This is a genomic window from Terrabacter sp. Root181 (assembly GCF_001428505.1).
Lineage (GTDB): Bacteria > Actinomycetota > Actinomycetes > Actinomycetales > Dermatophilaceae > Terrabacter.
Genome location: NZ_LMHU01000007.1, coordinates 100,923 through 123,263 on the forward strand (window position 1 = coordinate 100,923; position 22,341 = coordinate 123,263).

Annotated in this window: 19 protein-coding genes; 6 read left to right on the forward strand and 13 right to left on the reverse strand. The window is 72.0% G+C overall.

Going from position 1 to position 22,341, the window contains the following annotated elements; genetic code table 11:
* The first annotated feature begins 43 nt into the window (after positions 1-43).
* Positions 44-2,569, forward strand: coding sequence for a DNA topoisomerase (ATP-hydrolyzing) subunit A (locus ASD90_RS14620; RefSeq protein ID WP_056758002.1), 2,526 nt, complete (start codon positions 44-46; stop codon positions 2,567-2,569).
* Positions 2,566-3,690 (forward strand): sucrase ferredoxin, encoded by a 1,125-nt coding sequence (locus tag ASD90_RS14625; protein ID WP_056758007.1) that lies wholly within the window; start codon positions 2,566-2,568, stop codon positions 3,688-3,690. The genes ASD90_RS14620 and ASD90_RS14625 overlap by 4 nt, the downstream gene beginning before the upstream one ends.
* Positions 3,691-3,712: 22 nt before the next feature.
* Here the strand turns inward: ASD90_RS14625 and ASD90_RS14630 are convergent, their stop codons facing one another.
* The 7 genes from ASD90_RS14630 to ASD90_RS14660 all read right to left on the reverse strand — a co-directional run bounded on the left by ASD90_RS14630 (position 3,713) and on the right by ASD90_RS14660 (position 11,500).
* A complete protein-coding gene (locus ASD90_RS14630; RefSeq protein WP_056758009.1) occupies positions 3,713-4,558 on the reverse strand; it encodes a tetratricopeptide repeat protein in 846 nt (281 codons plus the stop codon).
* Positions 4,555-5,565 (reverse strand): VWA domain-containing protein, encoded by a 1,011-nt coding sequence (locus ASD90_RS14635; protein WP_162260209.1) that lies wholly within the window; start codon positions 5,563-5,565, stop codon positions 4,555-4,557. Before ASD90_RS14635 ends, ASD90_RS14630 begins: the two co-directional genes overlap by 4 nt.
* On the reverse strand, positions 5,562-6,551 hold the full coding sequence (locus ASD90_RS14640) for a VWA domain-containing protein (protein ID WP_056758017.1): 990 nt from the start codon (positions 6,549-6,551) through the stop codon (positions 5,562-5,564). Before ASD90_RS14640 ends, ASD90_RS14635 begins: the two co-directional genes overlap by 4 nt.
* Entirely contained in the window at positions 6,542-7,024 is a 483-nt protein-coding gene (locus tag ASD90_RS14645) for a hypothetical protein (protein WP_056758018.1), read from the reverse strand. Before ASD90_RS14645 ends, ASD90_RS14640 begins: the two co-directional genes overlap by 10 nt.
* Entirely contained in the window at positions 7,011-7,898 is an 888-nt protein-coding gene (locus tag ASD90_RS14650) for a DUF58 domain-containing protein (RefSeq protein ID WP_056758023.1), read from the reverse strand. Before ASD90_RS14650 ends, ASD90_RS14645 begins: the two co-directional genes overlap by 14 nt.
* A gap of 25 nt (positions 7,899-7,923) precedes the next feature.
* Positions 7,924-8,943 carry a MoxR family ATPase gene (locus tag ASD90_RS14655; RefSeq protein WP_162260214.1) on the reverse strand — a complete coding sequence of 340 codons (1,020 nt, stop codon included), beginning with the start codon at positions 8,941-8,943 and terminating at the stop codon, positions 7,924-7,926.
* Between the two features lie 424 nt (positions 8,944-9,367).
* The gene (locus ASD90_RS14660) at positions 9,368-11,500 is read right to left on the reverse strand and encodes a type IIA DNA topoisomerase subunit B (RefSeq protein ID WP_056758025.1); all 2,133 of its coding nucleotides are present in this window, start codon (positions 11,498-11,500) and stop codon (positions 9,368-9,370) included.
* A 406-nt stretch (positions 11,501-11,906) separates the two neighbouring features.
* Here ASD90_RS14660 and ASD90_RS14665 point away from each other — a divergent pair, with 406 nt between their 5' ends.
* Both ASD90_RS14665 and ASD90_RS14670 read left to right on the forward strand, forming a co-directional pair.
* Entirely contained in the window at positions 11,907-12,131 is a 225-nt protein-coding gene (locus ASD90_RS14665) for a hypothetical protein (RefSeq protein ID WP_026863175.1), read from the forward strand.
* Between the two features lie 70 nt (positions 12,132-12,201).
* Positions 12,202-12,690: a DUF456 domain-containing protein gene (locus tag ASD90_RS14670; protein WP_056758027.1), complete on the forward strand. Its 489-nt coding sequence runs from the start codon at positions 12,202-12,204 to the stop codon at positions 12,688-12,690.
* Between the two features lie 120 nt (positions 12,691-12,810).
* Here the strand turns inward: ASD90_RS14670 and ASD90_RS14675 are convergent, their stop codons facing one another.
* The 6 genes from ASD90_RS14675 to ASD90_RS14700 form a co-directional block, all read right to left on the reverse strand.
* Positions 12,811-13,209: a DUF3040 domain-containing protein gene (locus ASD90_RS14675; protein ID WP_082588752.1), complete on the reverse strand. Its 399-nt coding sequence runs from the start codon at positions 13,207-13,209 to the stop codon at positions 12,811-12,813.
* Positions 13,210-13,283: 74 nt separating this feature from the next.
* Positions 13,284-14,543, reverse strand: coding sequence for a DNA polymerase IV (gene dinB / locus ASD90_RS14680; RefSeq protein ID WP_056758035.1), 1,260 nt, complete (start codon positions 14,541-14,543; stop codon positions 13,284-13,286).
* 42 nt (positions 14,544-14,585) lie between these two features.
* Positions 14,586-15,350 (reverse strand): bifunctional 2-polyprenyl-6-hydroxyphenol methylase/3-demethylubiquinol 3-O-methyltransferase UbiG, encoded by a 765-nt coding sequence (locus ASD90_RS14685; RefSeq protein WP_056758037.1) that lies wholly within the window; start codon positions 15,348-15,350, stop codon positions 14,586-14,588.
* A 63-nt stretch (positions 15,351-15,413) separates the two neighbouring features.
* Complete coding sequence (locus ASD90_RS14690) at positions 15,414-19,409, reverse strand: DNA polymerase III subunit alpha (protein ID WP_200958632.1); 3,996 nt, start codon at positions 19,407-19,409, stop codon at positions 15,414-15,416.
* 8 nt (positions 19,410-19,417) lie between these two features.
* On the reverse strand, positions 19,418-19,870 hold the full coding sequence (locus ASD90_RS14695) for an SAV_6107 family HEPN domain-containing protein (protein WP_056758039.1): 453 nt from the start codon (positions 19,868-19,870) through the stop codon (positions 19,418-19,420).
* Positions 19,871-19,901: 31 nt separating this feature from the next.
* The gene (locus tag ASD90_RS14700) at positions 19,902-20,357 is read right to left on the reverse strand and encodes a DUF6504 family protein (protein WP_235506678.1); all 456 of its coding nucleotides are present in this window, start codon (positions 20,355-20,357) and stop codon (positions 19,902-19,904) included.
* Between the two features lie 576 nt (positions 20,358-20,933).
* Here ASD90_RS14700 and ASD90_RS14705 point away from each other — a divergent pair.
* Positions 20,934-21,650: a DUF4126 domain-containing protein gene (locus ASD90_RS14705; protein WP_056758042.1), complete on the forward strand. Its 717-nt coding sequence runs from the start codon at positions 20,934-20,936 to the stop codon at positions 21,648-21,650.
* A 160-nt stretch (positions 21,651-21,810) separates the two neighbouring features.
* Positions 21,811-22,326: a hypothetical protein gene (locus ASD90_RS14710; RefSeq protein ID WP_200958633.1), complete on the forward strand. Its 516-nt coding sequence runs from the start codon at positions 21,811-21,813 to the stop codon at positions 22,324-22,326.
* Positions 22,327-22,341: the final 15 nt, after the last annotated feature.

The following is a 22,341-nucleotide window of genomic DNA, read 5'->3' on the forward strand; positions in this document are numbered from 1 at the left end:
AGATGGGGTGTTCACCCGCTAGCGGCAAGGAGCACCACCCGGCATGGCCCGTGGAAAGACCCCCCCGCCTCCACCGGAGGACTTCGAGGAGAAGATCGTCGGCATCGACGTCGAGGAGGAGATGCAGAACGCCTTCCTCGAGTACTCCTACAGCGTCATCTACAGCCGGGCCCTGCCCGACGCCCGGGACGGCCTCAAGCCCGTCCAGCGACGGATCCTCTACGGGGCCAACGAGCTCGGGCTGCGCCCCGACCGCGGCCACGTCAAGAGCCAGCGCGTCGTCGGCGAGGTCATGGGCAAGTACCACCCGCACGGCGACCAGGCGATCTACGACGCCCTCGTGCGCATGGCCCAGCCCTTCACCCTGCGCCTGCCCCTCGTCGACGGCCACGGCAACTTCGGCTCGCTCGACGACGGCCCGGCGGCGGCTCGTTACACCGAGGCACGGATGGCGAACGCCGCCCTCCTCATGGTCGCGGGCCTCGACGAGGACACCGTCGACTTCGTCCCGAACTACGACGACACCCAGCTCCAGCCCGGTGTCATGCCCGCGGCGTACCCCAACCTCCTCGTCAACGGCGCGGCGGGCATCGCCGTCGGCATGGCGACGAACATGCCCCCGCACAACCTCGTCGAGGTGATCGGCGCCGCGCGGCACCTCATCGCCAACCCGACGTGCTCGCTCGAGGACCTCATGAAGTTCGTCCCGGGGCCCGACCTGCCCTGCGGCGGCAAGATCGTCGGGCTCGAGGGCATCCGTGACGCCTACCTCACCGGCCGCGGCAGCTTCAGGACCCGTGCGACGGCTCGCATCGAGTCGATCACCGCCCGCCGCAAGGGCATCGTCGTCACCGAGCTGCCCTACCTCGTCGGCCCCGAGAAGGTCATCGACAAGGTCAAGGACCTCGTCCAGGGCAAGAAGCTGCAGGGCATCGCCGACCTCAAGGACCTCTCCGACCGCCAGCACGGCCTGCGTCTCGTCATCGAGATCAAGAACGGCTTCAACCCCGACGCCGTCCTCGAGCAGCTCTACAAGCTGACGCCGATGGAGGAGAACTTCGGCATCAACAACGTCGCGCTCGTCGAGGGCCAGCCACGCACCATGGGCCTCAAGGACCTGCTCAAGGTCTACGTCGACTTCCGCACCGACGTCGTGCGCCGCCGCACCGCCCACCGCCTGGCCAAGCGCGAGGAGCGACTGCACCTCGTCGAGGGCCTGCTCATCGCCATCGTCGACATCGACGAGGTCATCCAGGTCATCCGCAGCTCCGACGACGCGGCCACGGCCCGGGCGCGGCTCATGGACGTCTTCGACCTGTCCGAGGCCCAGGCGACCTACATCCTCGACCTCCAGCTGCGCCGCCTCACGAAGTTCTCGCGCCTCGAGCTCGAGAACGAGAAGGCCGAGCTCGAACGCGCCATCGAGGAGCTGCGAGCGCTGCTCGACAACGAGAAGCTGCTGCTCAAGCTCGTGTCGACCGAGCTCGCCGACGTCGCCAAGGCGCACGGCACCCCGCGTCGCACGGTGCTCCTCGAGAGCTCGGGCGCCAGCGCGACGGCGACGGCGGCCTCGCCGCTCGAGATCGCCGACGACCCGTGCTGGGTGCTCCTGAGCTCGACGGGACTGCTGGCGCGCACCGGGACGGCCGAGCCCGTCACGGCCGAGGGCTCGCGCTCGAAGCACGACGTCGTCATCGGTGCGGTCCGCACGACCGCCCGGGGCGAGTTCGGGCTCGTGACGAGCGCCGGCCGGATGGTGCGTCTCTCGGCTCTCGACCTGCCGACGCTCCCGCCGACCAACGGCGCCCCCAGCCTCTCGGGTGGTGCGCCCCTGGCGGCGTACGTCGACCTCGGCAAGGGCGAGGAGCCGGTGACCATCGTGCCCATCGGTCCCGACGCACCCGTCTTCGCCGTCGGCACGGCCGCCGGTGTCGTCAAGCGGGTCACCTCCGAGGCGCCCAGGAGCAACGACTGGGACGTCATCAGCCTCAAGGACGGTGACCGCGTCGTCGGCGCCGCCGTGGCCGCCCGCGAGGACCTCGACCTCGTCTTCGTCACCACCGATGCCCAGCTGCTCCGCTTCCCGGCCCGCACCGTGCGGCCCCAGGGACGCAGCGCCGGCGGCATGGCCGGCATCAAGCTCGCCGCGGGCGCCCGGGTGGCGTTCTTCGGTGTCGCCGACCCGGCCCGCGAGGGCGTCGTCGTGACGTCGTCGGGCTCGTCGGGCGCGCTGCCCGGCACCGAGGGCGGGTCGCTCAAGGTGACGCCGTATGCCGAGTACCCCCCGAAGGGGCGCGCCACCGGGGGCGTGCGCTGCCACCGTTTCCTCAAGGGAGAGGACTCGCTCGTGCTCGCCTTCGCAGGCAACACCCCGGCTCGCGCGGCGGCAGCCAACGGTGTCGCCGTCGAGCTGCCCGCGGCCGACGGCCGACGTGACGGCTCGGGCGTCCCGACGACCGCGGTCATCGCACACGTCGCCGCTCCTCCGGCCGACCCGGAGGCGGAGACATCGACGGACGGCGCTGACGTCGCCGCACCCGACGCCGGGGACGACGGGGCCGGTTCATGAGCCGGTCGTCGGGAGGAAAGGCCGCCCGACGGGCCGCCGCTGCCGCCGGCGCGGCTGCCTCGGCGACGGTGACGTCCGTCGTCGACGCCCTGTCCGCGGCCGTTCCCGTCCCGGCCGGCGCCGAGGCACAGCACCACGAGCCCGAGCACGACGAGCACCCCGCGACGACCGGCTACGGCACCCCGGCGTCCGACGCGTGCTCGGTGCAGTGGGACCACGACGGCACGAGCGCCTACGGCACGGCCGCGACCGCCCGCTTCTTCGTCATCGTCGAGCAGCCCGGACCCTGGGGGCGAGATGCCGCCCGCGAGTCGCACCTCGACCGCGACCTCGGGGCCGAGCTCGACGGGCGCACCAGCCGGGCGGGCGGGCGCTTCATGCTCGTCCGGCGCCCGGGTGGCCACCCAGCCCACGATGGCCCCCGTCACGTCCTCGTCGCCCACGCCGGGGCCCGGCCGGAGGACGCCTGGCTGCTCACGGCCGAGGTCGACCACGTCGGCGACCTGCTCGGCCTCGACTGGGGTGCGCTCGCCCGCGGCAGCCGTGCGCTGGTGCAGGCCTCGCTCCTGGGCTCACGACCCGCTGCACCGGCCCTGCTCGTGTGCACCAACGGGCGTCGCGACGTCTGCTGCGCCGTGCGCGGGCGACCGCTCGCCGCTCACGCCGCGAGGATCGCTCCCGGCCGTGCGTGGGAGGTGTCGCACACCGGCGGTCACCGTTTCGCGCCGACCGCCGTCCTCCTGCCGTGGGGGCAGACCTTCGCACGTCTCGACGACCGTGCCTCTGAGTGGCTGCTCGGTGCGAGCGAGACCGGGCACCTGCCCGCCGAGCTGCTCGGCCCGCTCCACGACCGGGGTCGGTCCGGGGTGACCGGTCCGTCACAGTGTGCCGAGTCGCACGTGCGCGCGGAGACGGGCGAGACCCTGCTGGCCGCCCTCTGGGCCGACGCGCCCGAGGTGGTCGACGGCGGGTGGGACGTCATCGTCACCCACGCCGACGGGCGCCGCTGGCAGGTCCGCGTCACGCGCGAACCCGCGGGGCGCACGCGCCCCGAGTCGTGCGGCAAGAAGGCGATCGAGGTGCTCGAGCACCGGGCGACGATCCTCGAGGCGTGGTTCTAGCCCGGCACCACGACGGGTCTGCTCACCAGGGCTTGGGGACGCCCTGCGAACCGTCGCCGGGCACCGTGTCGTCGGTGCCCTGCTGCTGCTGCTCGTTGCGCTCGATGGTGTTCTGGCGCTGCTGCTCCTGGAGGTAGTCCTGCTCCTCCTGGCTGGGCGTGTTGCCCGGGTCGGGCGTGGGAGCGGACGGCTGGTTCGGACCGGGCTGCTGCTGGGGGTCGTCCGGCGGTTGCTGGTCCTGCGGCGCCTCGGAGTTCTTCTCCTCCATCCGCTGCTGTGCCTGCTGGAGCTGCTCGCCGGTCTGGCCCCCCTCGGGTGCGTCGCAGAGCGGCGGGCGTTCCTTGGTGATGGTGATGCCCTTGTCGTAGTACTGCTTCCACTCGTCGGTGCGCTCGCGCGCCTTCGCAGCGTCGCCGAGGGCCTCGTAGGTCAGGCCGAGGTTGACGCGCACCTTGCACTCGTCGATCCCGCCCTTCGGGACCTGCTCGAAGGCCTGCTCGAACCACGGACGGGCGAGCTCGAAGTGGCCGGAGAGGACGTGGGCGTCTCCGATCGCGAACGGCGACCGGAACGACTCGACGACGTTGACCCACCCCTGGCGCTCACCCCAGGTCAGCGTGTTGGGCTTGTCGCCGGCCTCGTAGGCGGCGAGCGTCTGCGCGTGCACGAGGTTGAGCGAGACGAGCCGGGCCGCCACGAGGAGGAGCAGGACGACGACGGGAGCAGACGCCAGCAGGAGCCGCCGGCGTCGCCGGCGCAGGTGCGGCGGGAGGGGGCGTCGGGCACGCCGGCGCAGTCGGAAGCGGCCGCGTACGCCCGTCTCCGCGGCGTCGTCGGCGCGCGCCGGCCTGTCGTCGAGGAGCGTCATGGGCGGGTCTCCCTCCGGCGGCGGGTCTGCACGAGCGCCGTGATGCCGGCGCCGACCTCCCACGCCGCGATGCCGGCCACCCCGAGGAGCAGCGGCCAGTAGAGCTCTCGGCGGGCGATGACCTTCTGCTTCTCGATCTGCTCGCTCGTGCCGAAGCGCTCGAGGTCGATGCCGTCCACGGCGGGGCCGATGGCGTCGCCCGCCTCGCGGTGCAGGTAGGTGAGACCGAGCTGGTCGCCGATGGTGCGCAGGGTGTCCTCGCTGACGACCGAGCGGGCGTCCTCACCCGTGGCGGGGTCCTTGATGTAGTCGCGGGTCGCATCGAAGCGGGACCGTGTGCCCTTCATCCGACCACCCTCGGTCGTGCCGTAGCCGAGGACCGCCCCGCCGTTGATGAGCCGCTTGTCGATGTCGAACGGGGCCGGGGGCTCCTGCGCGGTCTGCTCGCCGTCGCCGAGGTAGAAGACGACGCGGCCGCGCTCGGGGGTGCGGGCGTCGGCCTGTTGGAGCAGTGTCTTGAGGCGGGCGCCGGCCTCGGTCACGGACGTGCCCTTGGACACCTCGTAGGACTCGGGCAGGAGGGTCTCGACGGCCGCGTCGAGTGCCGTGGTGTCGGTCGTCAGGGGAAGCCGCACCCGCGCCGCCTGGTCGAACGTCACGACGGAGTAGCGTGCCCCCGGCAGCGCCTCCGCGATCGCGGAGATGTCGGCGGAGACGCCCTCGATGCGCGGACGGCCGTCGCCGTAGTCCTCGGCGATGATGCTGCTCGTCGTGTCGACGACGAAGTACACGTTGAGGTTCGCGGCCGTGGTGTCGACCTGTTCGCCGGGAACGGCGGGGCGCAGCGCGGCGACCCCGAGGAGCACCACGGCGGCCGTGAGGCGCCAGTGCGTCGCCCGTGACTCCCCCGGCACCGAGCGCGACGACGGGTTCCACCACACGGCAGCCAGCGCCCCCACGGCGAGGACGAGCAGCACGGGCCACGGCGCGACGGGCAGGAGGCTCACGAGGCCCACCTCCGGCTCGCCCCGATGACCCCGATGAGCCCGATCCCGGCGAGCGCGATCGGCAGCGTCGGGTTGTCGGAGTAGAGCGAGCGAGAGGCGGCGTCGATGAGCGTCGCCTCCTGGGCCTGGACCGCGTCGACGATGCCCGTGATGGCAGCCTGGTCGCTCATCGGGAAGTACCGCCCCCCGGTGCCGGCGACGATGTCGCGCATCCGCACCGCCTCCTCGTCGGCCCCGTCCTCCTCGGGGTTGAGACCGTAGACGCGCACCCCCTTGGCCTTGGCCAGCTCACCGGCCTGGTCGACGTCGATGATCGGTCGGCCGGCGAGATGGTTGTCGGTGGCGAAGACGACCGAGCGGGCGCGCTGGAGGTCGACCTTGTCGAAGCTCGAGACGCACGTCGCGAGACCGTCACCGATGAGCGAGGTGCCCCGCCCGTTGAAGGTGCCCGCGAAGAAGGAGTCGTACTCCGGGTCGCCGCTCAGCGCCCGCCCCGCCGAGTCGAGCTCGCCGTTGATGAAGTCGTAGTCGTCGGTGAGCGGGAAGACCGTCGCGGCCGAGGAGTTGAAGATGACGAGACCGATGCGCTCGCCCTCGAAGCTCGAGACGAGCGTCTTGAAGGTCGACACGAGCGTCGCGTCGTAGGCGGCCATCGAGCCGGAGATGTCGAGACACAGCATGATGTCGCGGCTGCGGGTCTGCGGCTTGTCGACGGTCGTGTCGAGGGGGCGGGCCGCCCCGACCAGGGCTGCCCCGCCGAGGAGCAGGGCGCTCGAGGCGAGCACCGCCATCCGGATCCGGTGCAGACGGAGGGCCCGGCGGTACTCCGGCAGCTCGGTCAGCGCGGTCGAGTTGGCGACCGCCGCCGACGCGCGGGCCTGGCGGCGGGACATCAGGCGGTAGACGGCATACGCGAGCAGGGCGGCGAGGAGCGTGCCGAGGCCGAGCACCCCCGGCCACTTGAGGTCCAGACCGTTCAGCTCCATCGCGCCACCACCTGCTTGGCGACGGTGCCGGCCCCGACGAGGGTGGCCGTCTCACGCGGGCCGAACTCACCCGGGTAGAGCGTGCCGACGACCTCGGAGACGGGCGTCATGCGTGATCCCCGCGCGTTGAGCTCGGTGAGCGTCATCGTCGGCGCGTGGATGCCCGACACCTCCTGGACGAAGTGGCGCACGAGCACGCTGAGCTGCTGGTGGGCGCGGCGCTGGCTGATCTCCCCCGCTGCCGCACGGTCGAGCACGAGGTCGATCTGTCTCGTGTAGTCGGCGCGAAGCCGGCTCAGCCGGTCCGGGGTGACGCGCGGCGGCACCACGACCTTCTTCTCCCGGGTCGACCACCACACCCAGACGTACCAGGCAGCGACGAGGGCCAGGGCGCCGACGCCGATCCAGAGCCACTTCGCGGCGTACGGGTCGGGGGCGTAGAAGCCCGGCGGCGGCGCGTCAGCGGCGAGCACGGCGCTGCCTCTCGAGCAGGGCGAAGACCGTCGCGACGACCTCGTCGGACGATCCGAGGCGGGCGTGGTTGATGCCGCGCCGGTCGAGCAGCTCGGACGTGCGCCGCACCCGGTCGGCGACGGAGGCGGCGTACGCGGCCCGCACCCGAGGGTCGAGCCGGACCAACGTCGGCAGGGTGTAGGTGTCGACGACGTCGTATGCCGTCCGGTCGCCGTCGATGGCGGTCGGGTCGGCGTCCTCGACCGTGACCCAGAGGATCTCGTGCTGGACGTGGAGCCGGCGCAGCAACTCGTCGAGCGCCGGGTCGAGCTCCTTGTCGTCGGCGACGACGAGCAGCACGAGACGGCGGCGGACGTTGCGCACGATCCAGCGCAGCTGCGTCGCGAGGTTGCTCTGGTCGCCGTCGAGGACGGTCGCGGCGTCGACGGCGCGCAGGAGCAGCTCGAGGTGCGCCTCGGAGCCACGCAGGTCGTGCGCGACGGTCGAGCCGGCGGTGCCGCGCACGAGCCCGACGAGGTCGCCGTGACGCTGAGCGAGGTAGCCGACGAGACCGGCCGTCGCGATGGCCACGGACTTCTTCGGCTCTCCGCTGCGGGTCGTGGCCGCCATCCCGCGACCGGTGTCGACGACGAGCATGAGGTTCTGCTTGCGGCTCGCGACGTAGCGCTTGACGAGGGGCGACTGGTTGCGGGCCGTGGCGCGCCAGTCGATGTCGCGCACCTCGTCACCCGGGACGTAGTCGCGCAGGTCGTCGTAGTCGAGGCTGCGGCCGTGGAAGACGGAGGCGTACTCCCCCTCGAGCAGGCTGCGTGACTTGCGGCGCGCGTGGACGAAGAGCTTGCTCTTCACCCTCGTCAGCAGCGTCGTCGTCATGTCGAGTCCTCGTCCGGTGCCCTGGTCAGGGCGTGCGGATCCCGTTGACCATCGCGTCGATGATGCTCTCGACGGCCACCTCGTCGGCCGCGGCCTCGAAGCCGAGCGTGACGCGGTGCCGCAGCACCCGGTGCGTCAGCGCCTTGACGTCGTCGGGGACGACGTGGTTGCGGCCGTCGACGAGCGCACGCGCGCGGGCGGCGCTCGTGAAGGCGATGCTCGCCCGCGGGCTCGCCCCGAAGTCGACGTAGCCGGCGAGGCGCGGCTCGATGTAGTCGCGCGGGTGCCGCGTGACGTAGCCGATGCCGACGACGTAGTTGATGATGGCGGGGTCAATGTAGACCCGGCCCACGAGCGCCTGCAGCCGCTTGACGTCGGCGACGGACACGACCGGCTCGGAGGCGGTGAGGAAGATGCCGGAGTCGATGCGCCGCAGCACCTCCGCCTCCTCGGCCGGCGACGGGTAGTCGAGGACGTCCTTGAGCATGAAGCGGTCCATCTGTGCCTCGGGCAGCGGGTAGGTGCCCTCCTGCTCGATGGGGTTCTGGGTCGCGAGGACGAGGAAGGGGTCGGGCAGGGCGTAGCTCTTGTCGCCGATCGAGGTCTGGCGCTCCTGCATCGCCTCGAGCATGGCCGACTGCGTCTTGGCGCTGCTGCGGTTGATCTCGTCGAGCAGGACGAAGTTGGCGTGCACGGGACCGAGCTGGGTCTCGAACGTGCCGGAGTGCTGGTTGTAGACCTGCGTGCCGACGATGTCGCTGGGCAGCAGGTCGGGGGTGCACTGGATGCGGTGGAACTTCCCGCCCACGGCCTGCGCGATCGTCTGGGCCGCGGTCGTCTTGGCCAGGCCCGGGACGCTCTCGAGGAGCACGTGGCCACCCGTCAGCAGGGCGATGAGCAGGGTCTCCTGCAACCGCGCCTGGCCGACGACCTTCGAGGCGAACGCGGTCGAGATGGCCTCGATGGTCTCACCGGCCCAGTGCAGCTCGTCCGGCGTCAGGTAGCGCGCCGGGGCCGGGGCGGTGCGGTCGGGGGCCGTGTCGATGCCGGCGACGGCGACGTCCTCGTCCGGGGCCGCCGGAGAGCCGGAGAGCTGGTCCGGCTCGTCGGGGACCACGGCGTCGTCCGGGATCGCGAAGTCGGCGGACTCGGCGGACTCGGCGGACTCGGCGGACTCGGCGGACTCGGCGGCGGGGCCGGGGAGCGCGACGGTGAAGGTATGGCCGTCGACCCCGTCCGTCGGGACGGCACGGGGCGCGTCGGGCCGGGCGCCCGGATCCTCGCGCGTGCCGGAGTGTTCGCCGGCGACCGACTCCTCGGCGTTGACGTTGCCCACCATCGATTCCCCTTGCTCGACGCGTACCGGCGGAGGGAGTCGCGCCGGCAGGGACACATCGTAAGCACGGCTGGCTGTGCCGCGCGGGTGGTCCCGTCACCCCGCGGACACTCCGGGGGCCTCGAACGGCCCGTCAGGCGTCGATGCGCTCGCGGTCGACCTCGGCCGCGGACTCGATGATGAAGTCCTTGCGCGGCGCGACCTCGTTGCCCATGAGCAGCTCGAAGACGCGCTCGGCGGCCTCGAGGTCTCGCATCGTCACCTTGCGCAGGGTGCGGTGGCGCGGGTCCATCGTCGTGTCGGCGAGCTGGTCGGCGTCCATCTCGCCGAGGCCCTTGTAGCGCTGCATCGGCTGCTTGATCTTCTTGCCCGACTTCTCGAGACGGGCCAGGGTGCGGCGCATCTCCGGCTCGTTGAAGGTGTAGATCAGCTCGTTCTTCTTCGCGCCGGCGTTGATGACCTCGAGCCGGTGCAGCGGGGGCATGGCCGCGTAGACCCGACCGGCGTCGACCAGCGGACGCATGTAGCGGAAGAAGAGCGTCAGCAGCAGGGTGCGGATGTGGGCCCCGTCGACGTCGGCGTCGGTCATGATGATGACCTTGCCGTAGCGTGCGGCGCCGAGGTCGAAGCTGCGGCCCGAGCCGGCACCGATCACCTGGATGATCGAGGCGCACTCGGCGTTCTTGAGCATGTCGGAGACCGACGCCTTCTGGACGTTGAGGATCTTGCCGCGGATCGGGAGCAACGCCTGGAACTCGGAGTTGCGCGCCTCCTTGGCGGTGCCCATCGCCGAGTCGCCCTCGACGATGAACAGCTCGGAGCGCTCGACGTCGGTGGTCCGGCAGTCGCGCAGCTTGGACGGGAGCGTCGAGCTCTCGAGGGCGTTCTTGCGACGCTGGGTCTCCTTGTGCAGCCGGGCGCTGATGCGCGACTTCATCTCGGAGACGACCTTCTCGAGGAGGAGCGACGCCTGCGCCTTGTCGCCGCGCTTGGTCGACGTGAGGCGGTCGGTCAGCTCCTTCTCGACGACCTTGGCCACGATGGCGCGCACGGCGTTGGTGCCGAGCACCTCCTTGGTCTGGCCCTCGAACTGCGGCTCGGCCAGGCGCACCGTCACGACGGCGGTCATGCCGGCGAGGATGTCGTCCTTCTCGGGCTTGTCGTTGCCGACCTTGAGGCGCCGCGCGTTGAGCTCCAGCTGCTTGCGGAAGACCTTGACGATCGACTGCTCGAAGCCGGTGACGTGCGTGCCGCCCTTGGGCGTCGTGATGATGTTGACGAAGGACTGGACCTTCGTGTCGTAGCCCTGGCCCCAGCGCAGCGCGACCTCGACGGCGCACTCGCGCTCGAGCTCGGTCGGGGTCATGTGACCGTTGACGTCGAGGACCGGGACCGTCTCGGTGAAGGTGCCGGAGCCCTCGAGGCGCCAGACGTCGGTGATCGGGGTGTCGGGCGCGAGGAACTCGACGAAGTCGGTGATGCCGCCGTCGTGCTGGAAGACCTCCTCGATCGGGCCGTCCTCGCCGGGCGTGCCCTTGAGCCGTCGCTCGTCGCGGATGACGAGGCGCAGCCCGGGGACGAGGAACGAGGTCTGCCGGGCCCGGCCGAGGATGGCGTCGTAGTCGAGCTCTGCGTCCTTGAGGAAGATCTGGCGGTCGGGCCAGAAGCGCACGCGGGAGCCCGTGACGCCCCGCTTGGCCTTGCCGACGACGGGCAGCGCGCTCTTCTTCTCGTAGGGCGTGAACTCCGAGTCGGGCGAGTGCACGGACGTCCGGTCGCCGAACGTGCCGGGCTCGCCCCGTCGGAAGCTCATGCCGTACGTCTTGCCGACCCGGTCGACGGCCACGTCGAGCCGCGCGGACAGCGCGTTGACGACGGAGGCGCCGACGCCGTGGAGCCCACCGGTGGCGGCGTACGAGGCGCCACCGAACTTGCCGCCCGCGTGCAGCTTGGTGAAGACGACCTCCACGCCGGACAGACCGGTGCGCGGCTCGATGTCGACGGGGATGCCTCGGCCGTTGTCGCGGACCTCGATGGACCCGTCTCCGCCGAGGATGACCTCGATGTCGGTGCACACGCCGGCGAGGGCCTCGTCGACCGCGTTGTCGATGATCTCCCAGAGGCAGTGCATGAGGCCGCGCTGGTCGGTCGAGCCGATGTACATGCCGGGGCGCTTGCGCACGGCCTCGAGGCCCTCGAGGACCTGGAGGTGGCGGGCGGTGTAGTCGCCGTTGCCGGAGGGAGCGGGTCGTGAGGCGGAGGCCACGGTGTGTCGTTCTCTTTCGGTCGGTGAGCGGCCAGCGGTCGGGCTGTGGAGGGCTGGCAGGGGAAGCCTAGCCACCGCCGCCGACGGCTCCCGGGAGGCTCGCTGGGCCCCGGGTGACCGACCCACGGACGACCCGGACACGGGCCCCGACAGCCCCGCGCGCCCCACCGGCGCGAGGTGTGCCAATCCGTATCTGCGGGGCGCGGCGAATCACTGACACGTAACGATGTCGACCCGCCGGGCGTCTCAATCACCGAGCCTCGTCATCGGGAAGGTTTCGACGTGATTCACTGTTGGAACGTCCACGAAGCGCGAGAGGTCCACCGGATGGACCGATCGGGCGTCGTAGGTACATGGCAGGGTTTCCCTCCGGGGGACCCCCGAGGGAGGAAAGAGGCGAAATACGATGACGACAGCACTGGCACCCGAACTGACTGCTGCTGACCGCTGCGACCGATGTGGGGCCCAGGCCTACATCCGCGCCCGCCTCGTTTCCGGCGGAGAGCTGCTCTTCTGCGCGCACCACGGTCGGGAGCACCTCCCGGCGCTGAAGGACAAGGCTCTCGACATCCGCGACGAGACGGAACGACTCACCGAGATCCCGGGATCCGCTCCCGTGGACGAACGCTGAGCCCAGAGGCGATCTCCGACCCGGCCCTTCCTGACCCCATCCTGATCCGAACGCCGCCGACGGCTGCCCCGTGATCACCGCGACGAACGTCCTCGTTCTCCTCGCGATGCTCGTGGGCACCGTCGGCATCGTCGTCCCGGTGCTTCCGGGGCTGCTGCTGGTGTGGGGTGCGACGCTCGTGTGGGCGTTGGAGCGTCAGGACGGGCCGGGTTGGCTCGTCCTCGGCATCTCGACCCTGTTGTATGCCGTGGGCCTCGTCGCGCAGTACACCGTCCCGGGGCGCCGGATGAAGACCGCAGGGGTCGACGGGGTCATCGTCGCCGTGGCGCTGGTCGTCGCGGTGGTGGGCTTCTTCGTCGTGCCCGTCGTGGGTGGCCCGCTCGGCTTCGTCCTCACGATCTACGTCCTCGAGCTGGTCAAGCACCGGGGGCACGCACCGGCCTGGCACGCGACGACGCAGGCCATCCGCGCGGTCGCCCTCAACATGGGCATCGAGCTCGCGACGGCGTTCGCCATGATCGCGACCTGGGGTGTCGGGGTCTACGTCACCCGGCCCTGAGTGCAGGTCGCCCGGCGACGCACGCCCCTCACGCGCTCCTGACACGACGCAGGACCCCGACCGTATCCGTCAGTGTGATGTGTGCGCTGCACCGGTGTGCGCCGTGTCGTCAGGGGCGCGTCACCACTGGTCGCGGCGGCGCTTCTCCCACCGCTCCTCGAGGCGCTCCATGAAGGTGGCCTGCTTGGCGGACGCGGCCTTGGCCTTGCCGGCCCGCGGCTTGGTGGTGCCGTCGTTGGCGACGGCGGCGAGCTTCGTCTTCGACGGAGTGATGGCGTAGACGATGCCGGCGACCATGATCGCGAAGCCGACCGCACCGAGCCAGATGCTGCTGCTCATCGCTGAGAAGACCACGAGGGCGAGTCCGATGACCGCGGCTACGACGCCGGCGACGAGCCGTCCGCGACCGAGACCGCGCGACTTCGTCTTCTCGATCCGCGATGCGAATCGAGGGTCTTCGGCGTAGAGGGCTTCCTCCATCTGCTGGAGGAGTGCTTCCTCGTGTTCCGAGAGTGCCACCCGGCACCTCCCTGGTGCGAAATCGACTGTGCCCGAATCGTATGTCGGAAACGGCCGACGCGGACTTCTTTCCTTCAGGATATGTCTCGCCGCTCGCGTTGGGAACCCGAGGGCCGGTCGGGCATCAGTGATGCTGGACGCACCGATCCGGCACCGAATCTGGCGCTCGCCCGGTCGACCGCGCGGTCGGCCTCGCGCCACCCGTGTTCGGGCTCGTCGAGGGTGGCCTGGATGGGCGCGACGGCCGACGGGACGAGCCCTTCGAGGCGGACCCCGACGAGCCGGATGCGGGCGCGCTGGAGTCCGAGGCGGTCGTAGAGCTCGCGGGCCGTCGCGAAGATGTCGCGGGAGACGTCCGTGTGGTGGCGCAGGGTCTTGGCGCGGGTGATCGTCGTGAAGTCGGCGAAGCGCACCTTGATCGAGACGGTGCGCCCCGTCATCCCGGCGGAGCGGGCGCGGGCCGCGGTGCGGTCGGCGAGGCGCAGCAGCTCACGGTGGATGCGTACGGGGTCGTCGATGTCGTGGGCGAAGGTCTCGTCGGCACCGATCGACTTCTCACGCCGCTCGGGCACGACGGACCGCGGGTCACGGCCCCACGCGAGGTCGTGCAGGCTCCGGCCGGCGACGTCGCCGAGGGCACGCTGGAGCGTCTCGACGGGCGTGTGCGCGAGATCGGCGACGGTGCGCAGGCCCAGGCGGTGCAGGTGCTCCTCGGTCTTGTCGCCGACGCCCCAGATCGCGCCGACGGGCAGCTGGTGCAGGAACGAGACGACCTCCTCGCGCGGCACGACGATGAGCCCGTCGGGCTTGGCGAGGTTGGAGGCGAGCTTGGCGACGAACTTCGTCGGGGCCACCCCCACGGAGCAGGTGATGCCCTGCTCGTCGGCGATGGTGTCGCGCAGCTGCTCGGCGATCTGCGTCGGGCGGCCCAGTCGGCGTACGGCCCCGGAGACGTCGAGGAAGGCCTCGTCGAGGGAGAGGGGCTCGACGCTGTCGGTGATCATCGCGAAGGTCGCCATGACGGCTTCGGAGATGGCGGCGTAGCGGCGGTGGTCGGGCTCGATGATGACCGCCTGCGGGCACAGCCGCTGGGCCCGAGCCATCGGCATGGCCGAGGTGACGCCGAAGGCGCGCGCCTCGTAGGTGGCCGACAGCACGACGGACCGCCCGCTCGCGCCACCGATGATGACGGGCCGGCCCCGCAGCTCGGGACGCGAGATGAGCGAGGCGGACGCGTAGAAGGCGTCCATGTCGACGTGCAGGACGGTGCACCCGGAGTCGTCGGGCGGCTCGGAGCCCGCCCTGGTCGGCGCGGTGAACTGGCGGCGGCTCATCGTCGGCCCGCCGGACGGGTCGACGCGCTCACGAGGGCGCGGTCAGTCGCGGCGCGCGACGACGTGGAGGGCATTGCCGAGGGTCCGGAGGAACTCGCGCCCCGGTCCGGTGACGAGCAGCTCGTCGAGCTCGGCCAGGGCGACGCGGTCGGCCTCGGAGTCGATGAGCGAGGCCGGGACGAGGTGGCCGAGGATGTTGGTGCCGCGCACCCGGACGTCGGTGAAGCCGGCGTCGGCGAGGAGTGTCTCGAGCTGCTCGACGTCGAAGCGGCGCGGCAGCGGGTCGGTGCTCCCCCAGCGGCCGGACGGGTCGACGAGCGCCGCCCGGGCCTGGCCGAACTCGCCGGCGATGGCCTTGGCGAAGACGACGGACAGCCGGCCGGAGACGAGCAGCGACAGGACACCGCCCTCCCCCAGCACCTGCGCGACGGCGTGGAGCGTGGCGGCGGGGTCGTCGACGAACTCGAGTGTGCCGTGGCAGCAGGCGAGGTCGACGCGACGACCGGCGAGGACGGATTCGAGGGAGTCGCCGTCGCCCTGGACCGCGGTGATGCGGTCGACGATGCCGGCCTCACGGGCCCGGCGGGCCAGCGACGCGAGCGCGTCGGGGCTGGGGTCGACGACGATGACGCGGTGACCGGCCTCGGCGAGCGGGACGGCGACACCGCCCGTGCCGCCCCCGAGGTCGAGCACCTCGAGCGGACGGCCGAGCCGCTGCGAGCACTCGTCGGCGATCCGGCCCACGGCCGAGACGACGGCCGACGGCCGGACCCCTCCACGTCGCTGGGGGCGCTGCTCGTCGGGCACGGGATCCTCCGTCTGGGAACGTGGTACGCGTGGTGCCGCGTGTGGTTCGTGTGCGTCATCACCCTAGTGCCCCGAGCTTCCCGGACTCGCGTGCCACAGCTTGCGTGGCGGGCCGCCCACGGTCTCGCCGGGCACGAGCCCGCTCGTGCCTCGCGGTCCCCTGACGTCGTCTCCCGCCGGCTTGATGTCGGCATAGGGCGACTGCTTGAACCCCGAGGCGTGGACGAGCACCCGCCGGCCGTCCGGTCCCTCACCGACCCCGCCGCCCGTCCCGTCCGGTCCGGCGAGCGCGGTGGCGCGCTCCCATGCCGACCGGTCGGCGGCCTCGAGCGCGTCGCGGACGGCGGTGACGCCTCCGGAGGTCCACGCGTCCTGCAGGGCCGAGAGCTCCCACGCACCGGTGGCCCGGATGGAGACGCCGCGCGGGCCGGTGCGTCGCACGAGACCGCGGCAGAGCAGCAGCCACGAGTGGAAGACGGTGGCGGCATACGGGCCCTGGACATCCTCGAAGAAGGTGAGGTCGGCCGGGCCGGTGGCGTCGTCGAGCGTGAGGAACACGACGCGGCGTCCGGTGCGGATCGGCGGGGTCTGGGTGGCGACCTTGACCCCGGCGACGAGGACCTCGCGGCCACTGCGTCCGGAGAGCAGGTCGCGCGCCCGGGTCACGCCGAGCGCGTCGAGCAGCGGGCGGTAGAAGTCGACGACGTGGCCGCTCGCGTCGAGGCCGAGCACCTCGAGCTCGGCGCGGACGCGCTCCGGACCGGTCATCTCGGGCAGGCCGCTCGTCGCGGTGAGGCGTGGCGTGTCGCCGAGGTCGAGCGTCAGCTGGGTCGCGATCTGCTCGGGAGCCCCGGCGGAGGCCTGCGACTGGGCCGCGGCGAGGGCCCGGATGTCTCCCGTGGCCGAGACGGACGTGACCCGCCCGCGTGACCCGGCCGGTCCCGACGACCGGCTCGCGGCCGAGACCCGATGGGAGGACCGGCGCGACGACCGCTGCGAGGAGGACCATCGGTCGAGCTCGGCGACGTGGAGCAGCAGGTCGCGCCGGGTGACCCGGCCGCGACGGCCGAGGCCGCCGCGGGCACGACCCACGACCCCGGCCCCGCTCTCGTCGAGACGGGACGGGCCACCGAGGTCGATGTCGTGCAGCGAGTCGAACCCCCCGGCGAGCACGAGCTTCTCGGCGACGGGTCGTGACACGTGGGCACGCTGCCAGAAGTCGGAGAGGCTGGAGTAGGGCTGGCCCGCGACGATCTGCGCCACCTCGGCCTCGCTGATGCCGTGGACGTCGGCGAGCGAGAGGCGGATGGCCTCCCCGCCGTCGTCGGTGCGTTCGAAACGGTAGGCGCCGGTCGAGACGTTGACGTCGAGACCGAGGATCGCGATGCCGAAGGTGCGGGCGTCGTCGAGGATGAGGCGCTTGGGGTACATGCCGGGGTCGTGGGTCAGCACCCCGGCGAGGAAGGCCGCCGGGTGGTGCGTCTTGAGCCAGGCCGACTGGTAGGTCGGCAGCGCGAACGCCGCGGCGTGCGCCTTGCAGAAGCCGAACGACGCGAACGCCTTGAGGACCTCCCAGATCTTGTCGGCGACCTCGGGCGCGTAGCCGCGGTCGCGGGCGGCGGGTCGCCACCACGCCTCGATGCGCTTCTGCCCGTCGGGTGTGCCGAGCGCGCGACGCACCTCGTCGGCCTGGGCGAGGGTCACGCCGGTCGTCTCGGCGACGATCATGAGCACCTGCTCGTGGAAGACGACGACGCCCTCGGTCTCCTCGAGCGCCGGGACGAGCGACGAGTGGAGGTAGGACGGGTCCTTCCAGCCCTGCCTCGCGTTGAGGAACGGGATGATCATGTCGCTCTTGACCGGACCCGGGCGGAAGAGCGAGATGTCGATGATGAGGTCGTCGAAGGTGCGCGGCCCGAACTTGCCGATGAGCTCGCGCTGCCCGGGACTCTCGATCTGGAAGCAGCCGAGGGTCTTCGTCGAGCGGACGAGCTCGAAGGTCGGCTCGTCGTCGAAGGGCACCTGCGACTCGTCGTCGAGGTCGATGTGGTCGCCGTCGACACGCTCGACCTCGACGACGGCGTGGGCCATCGCCGACTGCATCCGGATGCCGAGGACGTCGAGCTTGAGCAGCCCCATCTCCTCGACGTCGTCCTTGTCGAACTGGCTCATCGGGAAGCCGAGCCAGCTCGCCTCGACGGGCGTGCGGTCGAGCAGGACGGAGTCGGACAGCACGACTCCGCACGGGTGCAGCGCGATGTGCCGGGGCAGGCCGTCGAGGCGCTCCACGATGTCGAACATCAGCTGCAGGCGTGGCACGTCGAGGCCGCTCGCCCGGAGCTCAGGCAGCTCGGCCAGGGCGTTGCGCACGTTGCGGGCGGCGATGTGCGGGAAGGCCTTGGCCATGGCGTCGATCTCGGGCGGCGGCAGTCCGAGCGCGGCCCCGGCGTCGCGGATCGCGTGGCGCACCCGGTAGGTGTCCATCATCGAGACGCACGTGACGCGGTCGCCGCCGAAGTGGTCGAGGATGCGCTCGTAGATCTCGGTGCGCCGGGCCGACTCGACGTCGATGTCGATGTCGGGCAGCTCGGCCCGCAGCGGTGAGCAGAAGCGCTCCATGAGCAGCCCGTGTCGCATCGGGTCGACGCCGGAGATGCCGAGGAGGTAGTTGACGAGCGACCCGGCCCCCGACCCGCGGGCCGCGACCCGCACCCCCATCTCGCGGATGAGGTCGCAGACCTGCGCGACGGTGAGGAAGTACGTCGCGTAGCCGAGGGTCTCGATGACGCCGAGCTCGTCCTCGAGCCGGTCGCTGACGGCGCCGAGCTCGTCCTCGGTGCGACCTGGATAGCGGGTCGCGATCGACTCGCGGCACCGGCGCGCGAGGACGCGGTGCGGGTTGGTGCCGGGCCGGATGCCGAGGACGCCGGGCTCGGGCAGGTGGACCGAGCCGATGCCGAGGTCGGCCCGTGGGTCCTGGACGCACTCGGCGGCGAGCGCCGTCGTGCGGGCGAGCAGCTCGCGTGCCTGCTCGCGGGCGAGCGACCCGCCGCCGACGAGCCCCGGCCCCGAGACCTGGACGACGTCGAGGGCGAGCGCGTGCATGAGGGGTGTCGGCGAGAGGTGCCCTGCCGTCGTGACGCGGTCGAGGTGGCGCGCGTCGAGCGCGACGAGCCGGCGGGCGGCGTCGAGGACGTCGACGATGGCGGCGTCCTGCGGGTCGGTGTGGCGTACCGCGGCCGTGATGACGCTCGGCACGCCGACCTCGCGGGCGAGCGCGAGCATGCGTCCGGCCTGTCCGAGGCTGCCGGGCTGGTGCTCGGGTCCGCCGTGGCACACGACCTCGACGACGACGGCGCCGCGCGGTAGCAGCGCGACCCAGCGCTCGAGCGCCGCCCTGGCGTGGTCGCGTCGCTTGGCGAGCACGGCTCGGCCGACGTCGGAGTCGGGTCCGAGGAGCACGACGAGCCGGGAGGGCCCACCGTCCGTCACCGACGGCGTATGCCGTCCGCCTCGTCCGTCGGGTCGGTCGTCCTCGGCGACGGGCGGGGTGGGCAGCAGGCGCGCGTGCTCGGCGACGAGGCTTGCGGTCGTGACGGGGTTGCCGCGCTCGCCGCGCAGGTGGGTCGCGGTGACGAGACGGCAGAGCGCCGCCCACCCCGCGCCCGGGGCGAGACCGGTGCTGCTGCCCCGGGCCAGCACGGTGACACGCGGGAGCCGCGGGTCGACGAGGGCGCCACCGCGCACCGGGGTGCGCGCGGGGCGTCCGCGCCGGCGCTCGGGCTGCTCGGGTCCGAGGGCGAGGTCGACACCGAGGATCGGCGCGACGTCGTGCTCCATGCAGGAACGGACGAACTTCACGGCGCCGTAGAGCCCGTCGCGGTCGGTCAGGGCGAGAGCGGGCTGCCCGAACGCTGCGGCGCGCTCGACGAGCTGGTGCGGCTTGGCCGTGCCGTAGCGCATGGAGTACCCGGACGCGACGTGCAGGTGCACGAAGCTCTCGGTGCCGCCGGCGATGCCGCCGGTGAGGCCGCTGGTGATGGTGGTGGTCGTGGTCATACCGGTCGTCACGCCCCGCTCGCCCGGCTCCTCGAGACGGGGGTGATCGACTGCGGCAGCGGGATCGTCGCCGGGACGCCGAGGAGGTCCTGGACGATCTCGAGGAACATCTCGGCCTGGCGCAGCAGGTCGTCGGACTCGCGTGCACTGATGTGACCGCCGCGGTCGATGACCGACCGGTGGGCCGAGCAGGCCGCGAAGAAGGCCGCCCACTCCCCCAGCTCCGGGGCCACCCCGGGCAGCACCTGCCACACGCTGCGCGGTCGCGAACGCGGCGACGGGACGGTGCGGGAGGCAACGAGGGCCGCGGCGGCGCGCAGGGCCCCGAGGTGGGCGTCGCGGTAGCGCTCGGACGCGTCGCTCGTGCGGCAGGCGGCCTCGAGGGTCGCGCGACCTCGCTCGAGCAGGTCGAGCACGGCGACCGAGATGGGCGGACGGCGCACGTGGTGGGCTGCAGTCATGGTGGTTCCTCTCCTCTCTCGTCTCATGGGCTCAGTCGGCGACCCGGACGAGCGACCACCGGTCGCCGCGCGGGGACTCGTCGTGGGCGAGGTCGTAGACCCCGGGCGCGAACGACCAGCCCGGGCTCGCCTCGACGCGCCAGACGTGCTGCTCGCTCGCAGCGGCGACGAGCGTCTCGCCGGGATGCACCTGCGCCTCGTCGGCCTCGAGCGCGTCGTGCCACCAGGCCCGCCGCTCGCGCCACTGGGCGAGGACGCCACGCACGACGTAGAGGCGACCGCGCCAGATGAACGCCTCGGGCGGTGGTTCGAGGTACCCGCCGTCCTCGGAGGGCCCCGAAGGCTCTGAGGGTCCCGAGGGCCCGGCCGAGCGGGCGGGTCTGTTGGCCGAGTCACCCGGCCGGCCCACCACGGACCGCTCCTGCTGTTCCTGCTGTTCCCGCTCGCGCACTCTCACCTGCACGGCGTCACTGAACCTACGCACCACGACACGTCTCCCTCGGACACGTCGAGGCCGACATCACGACCCGGACCACCCGCGCTCCACACGAGCAGTCCGACACCAACCGACGACTTGAACTGACAACCTGACTGACAACCTGACTGACTCGGACACCGGCTCGAACCTCACCTCCGAGCACTCACCGGGAGAACGACGTTCGAACACCTGTTCGATACGCGAAGCCTAACCCCTGCCGCCGACAGCCTGTCAAGACGGTCCGCGAGCCACTCGGACGTCCTCTCGGGCCGGCGCCCCGGGGCTGCCGGCGCCTGCCCGTTCCGTCCCACTCCGGACCGATCTGAGTAGCCGTGCTCAGGTCGTCCCGTCATGGTCGCCTGCAGAGTGGGGCTGCGGGTTCGGTCCGCGAACGGAGGGGTGCAGGGGTCCCGTCCGCTCACGGATCGGGCCCGTTCCGCTGCCCCGGTGTCCGGGGCAGCGCGCCCCGTTGCGCCGCCCCCGGGAATACGGGAGCGTCAGGGACGTTGGACCTGGGCTCGGCCGACCGGCCGGGCCACAGCCGCACCGGCGCATCCGCGACCGGCGCGCGACCGAAGGAGCGTCGTGGGCGCCGAGCTCATCCCCATGGCCTTCACCACCGGGTGGGGCAGCGGAATCAACGCGTACGCGGTCGTGCTCGTCCTCGGGCTCGCGGACAAGGTCTTCCACCTGAGCCAGATCCCGAACGCCCTGGCACGCACCGACGTGCTCGTCGGCGCCGGGATCCTCTTCGTGCTCGAGATGTTCGCCGACAAGATCCCCTACATCGACTCCGCCTGGGACTCGGTGCACACGGTCGTCCGGCCGGCGGTCGGGGCGACGATCGGCTACCTCATCGGCCACGAGACGGCGAGCCTCGACGCCGCGATCGGCGCGGCCACCGGCGGCGTCACGGCTCTCATCTCGCACGGCATCAAGGCCGGTCTGCGCGCCGCGGTCAACACCTCGCCCGAGCCGGCGAGCAACATCCTCGTCAGCACCACCGAGGACGTCACGGTCACCGGCGTCACGGCTCTCGCCATCGCCCACCCGTGGTGGGCCGCGGCCATCGCCCTGCTCTTCCTCGTGCTCGGCGCCTTCCTCGTCTACAAGCTGGCCGGTCGCATCCGCCGCTACAAGCGTCGCTATGACGCGTGGGGCGAACGCGTGGGCATCGCCGTGCCCCCCGAGCCCCCCGAGCCCCCCGAGCGCCGGGAGCGCCGCGGGACCGCGGCGCCACCACCGCCGTCGCCGGCCCGGGACGACGAGCGTCTCGAGCGACCCTTCGACCAGGAGACCTGACCGGCCGTTCCGGTGAGCCCGGACGTCCCCGGGACGTGGCCCCCACAGGTCTGCGGACCCCTCACAGGGCCTCCCCACCCTGACGACGGCGGGGACACAGTGCCGTTGCCGACGGTGGACACAGCTGGCACGAGGCCAGCCCATCGAAGGAGTGGAACGCATGAGGAACAAGACCATCGCGCTGGCAGGCGCCGGCATCGTGGCCGCGTCGGCGCTCGCGCTCGGCGGGGCCGCCCTCGCCAGCGCGGACGAGACGGGCAGCACGGCCACCTCGACCAGCGGCACCCACGGACAGCTCCGCGAGGGCACGGGCAACGGCAACGGCAACACCGACCCGAGCAAGCCGATGCGCTCCGACGAGAAGCTCCTCACGGGTGACACCGCCGCCAAGGTGACGGCAGCCGCCAAGGCCAAGGAGCCGACCGCGACGATCGAGCGCGTCGAGACCGACTCGGACGGCGTCTACGAGGCCCACATGGTGCGCACCGACGGCACCCACATCACGGTGCAGGTCGACGCTTCCTTCGCCGTGACGGCCCTCCAAGAGGGTGGACCAGGCGGATCGGGTGGTCCCGGCGGCCGCGGCGGTGACCACGACGGCGACGGCCCCCAGGGCCAGCAAGGTGGGTCCACGTCGACGCCGGGCAGCTCTGCCACCCCGTCCGCCACGACCTGACGACACCACCAGATG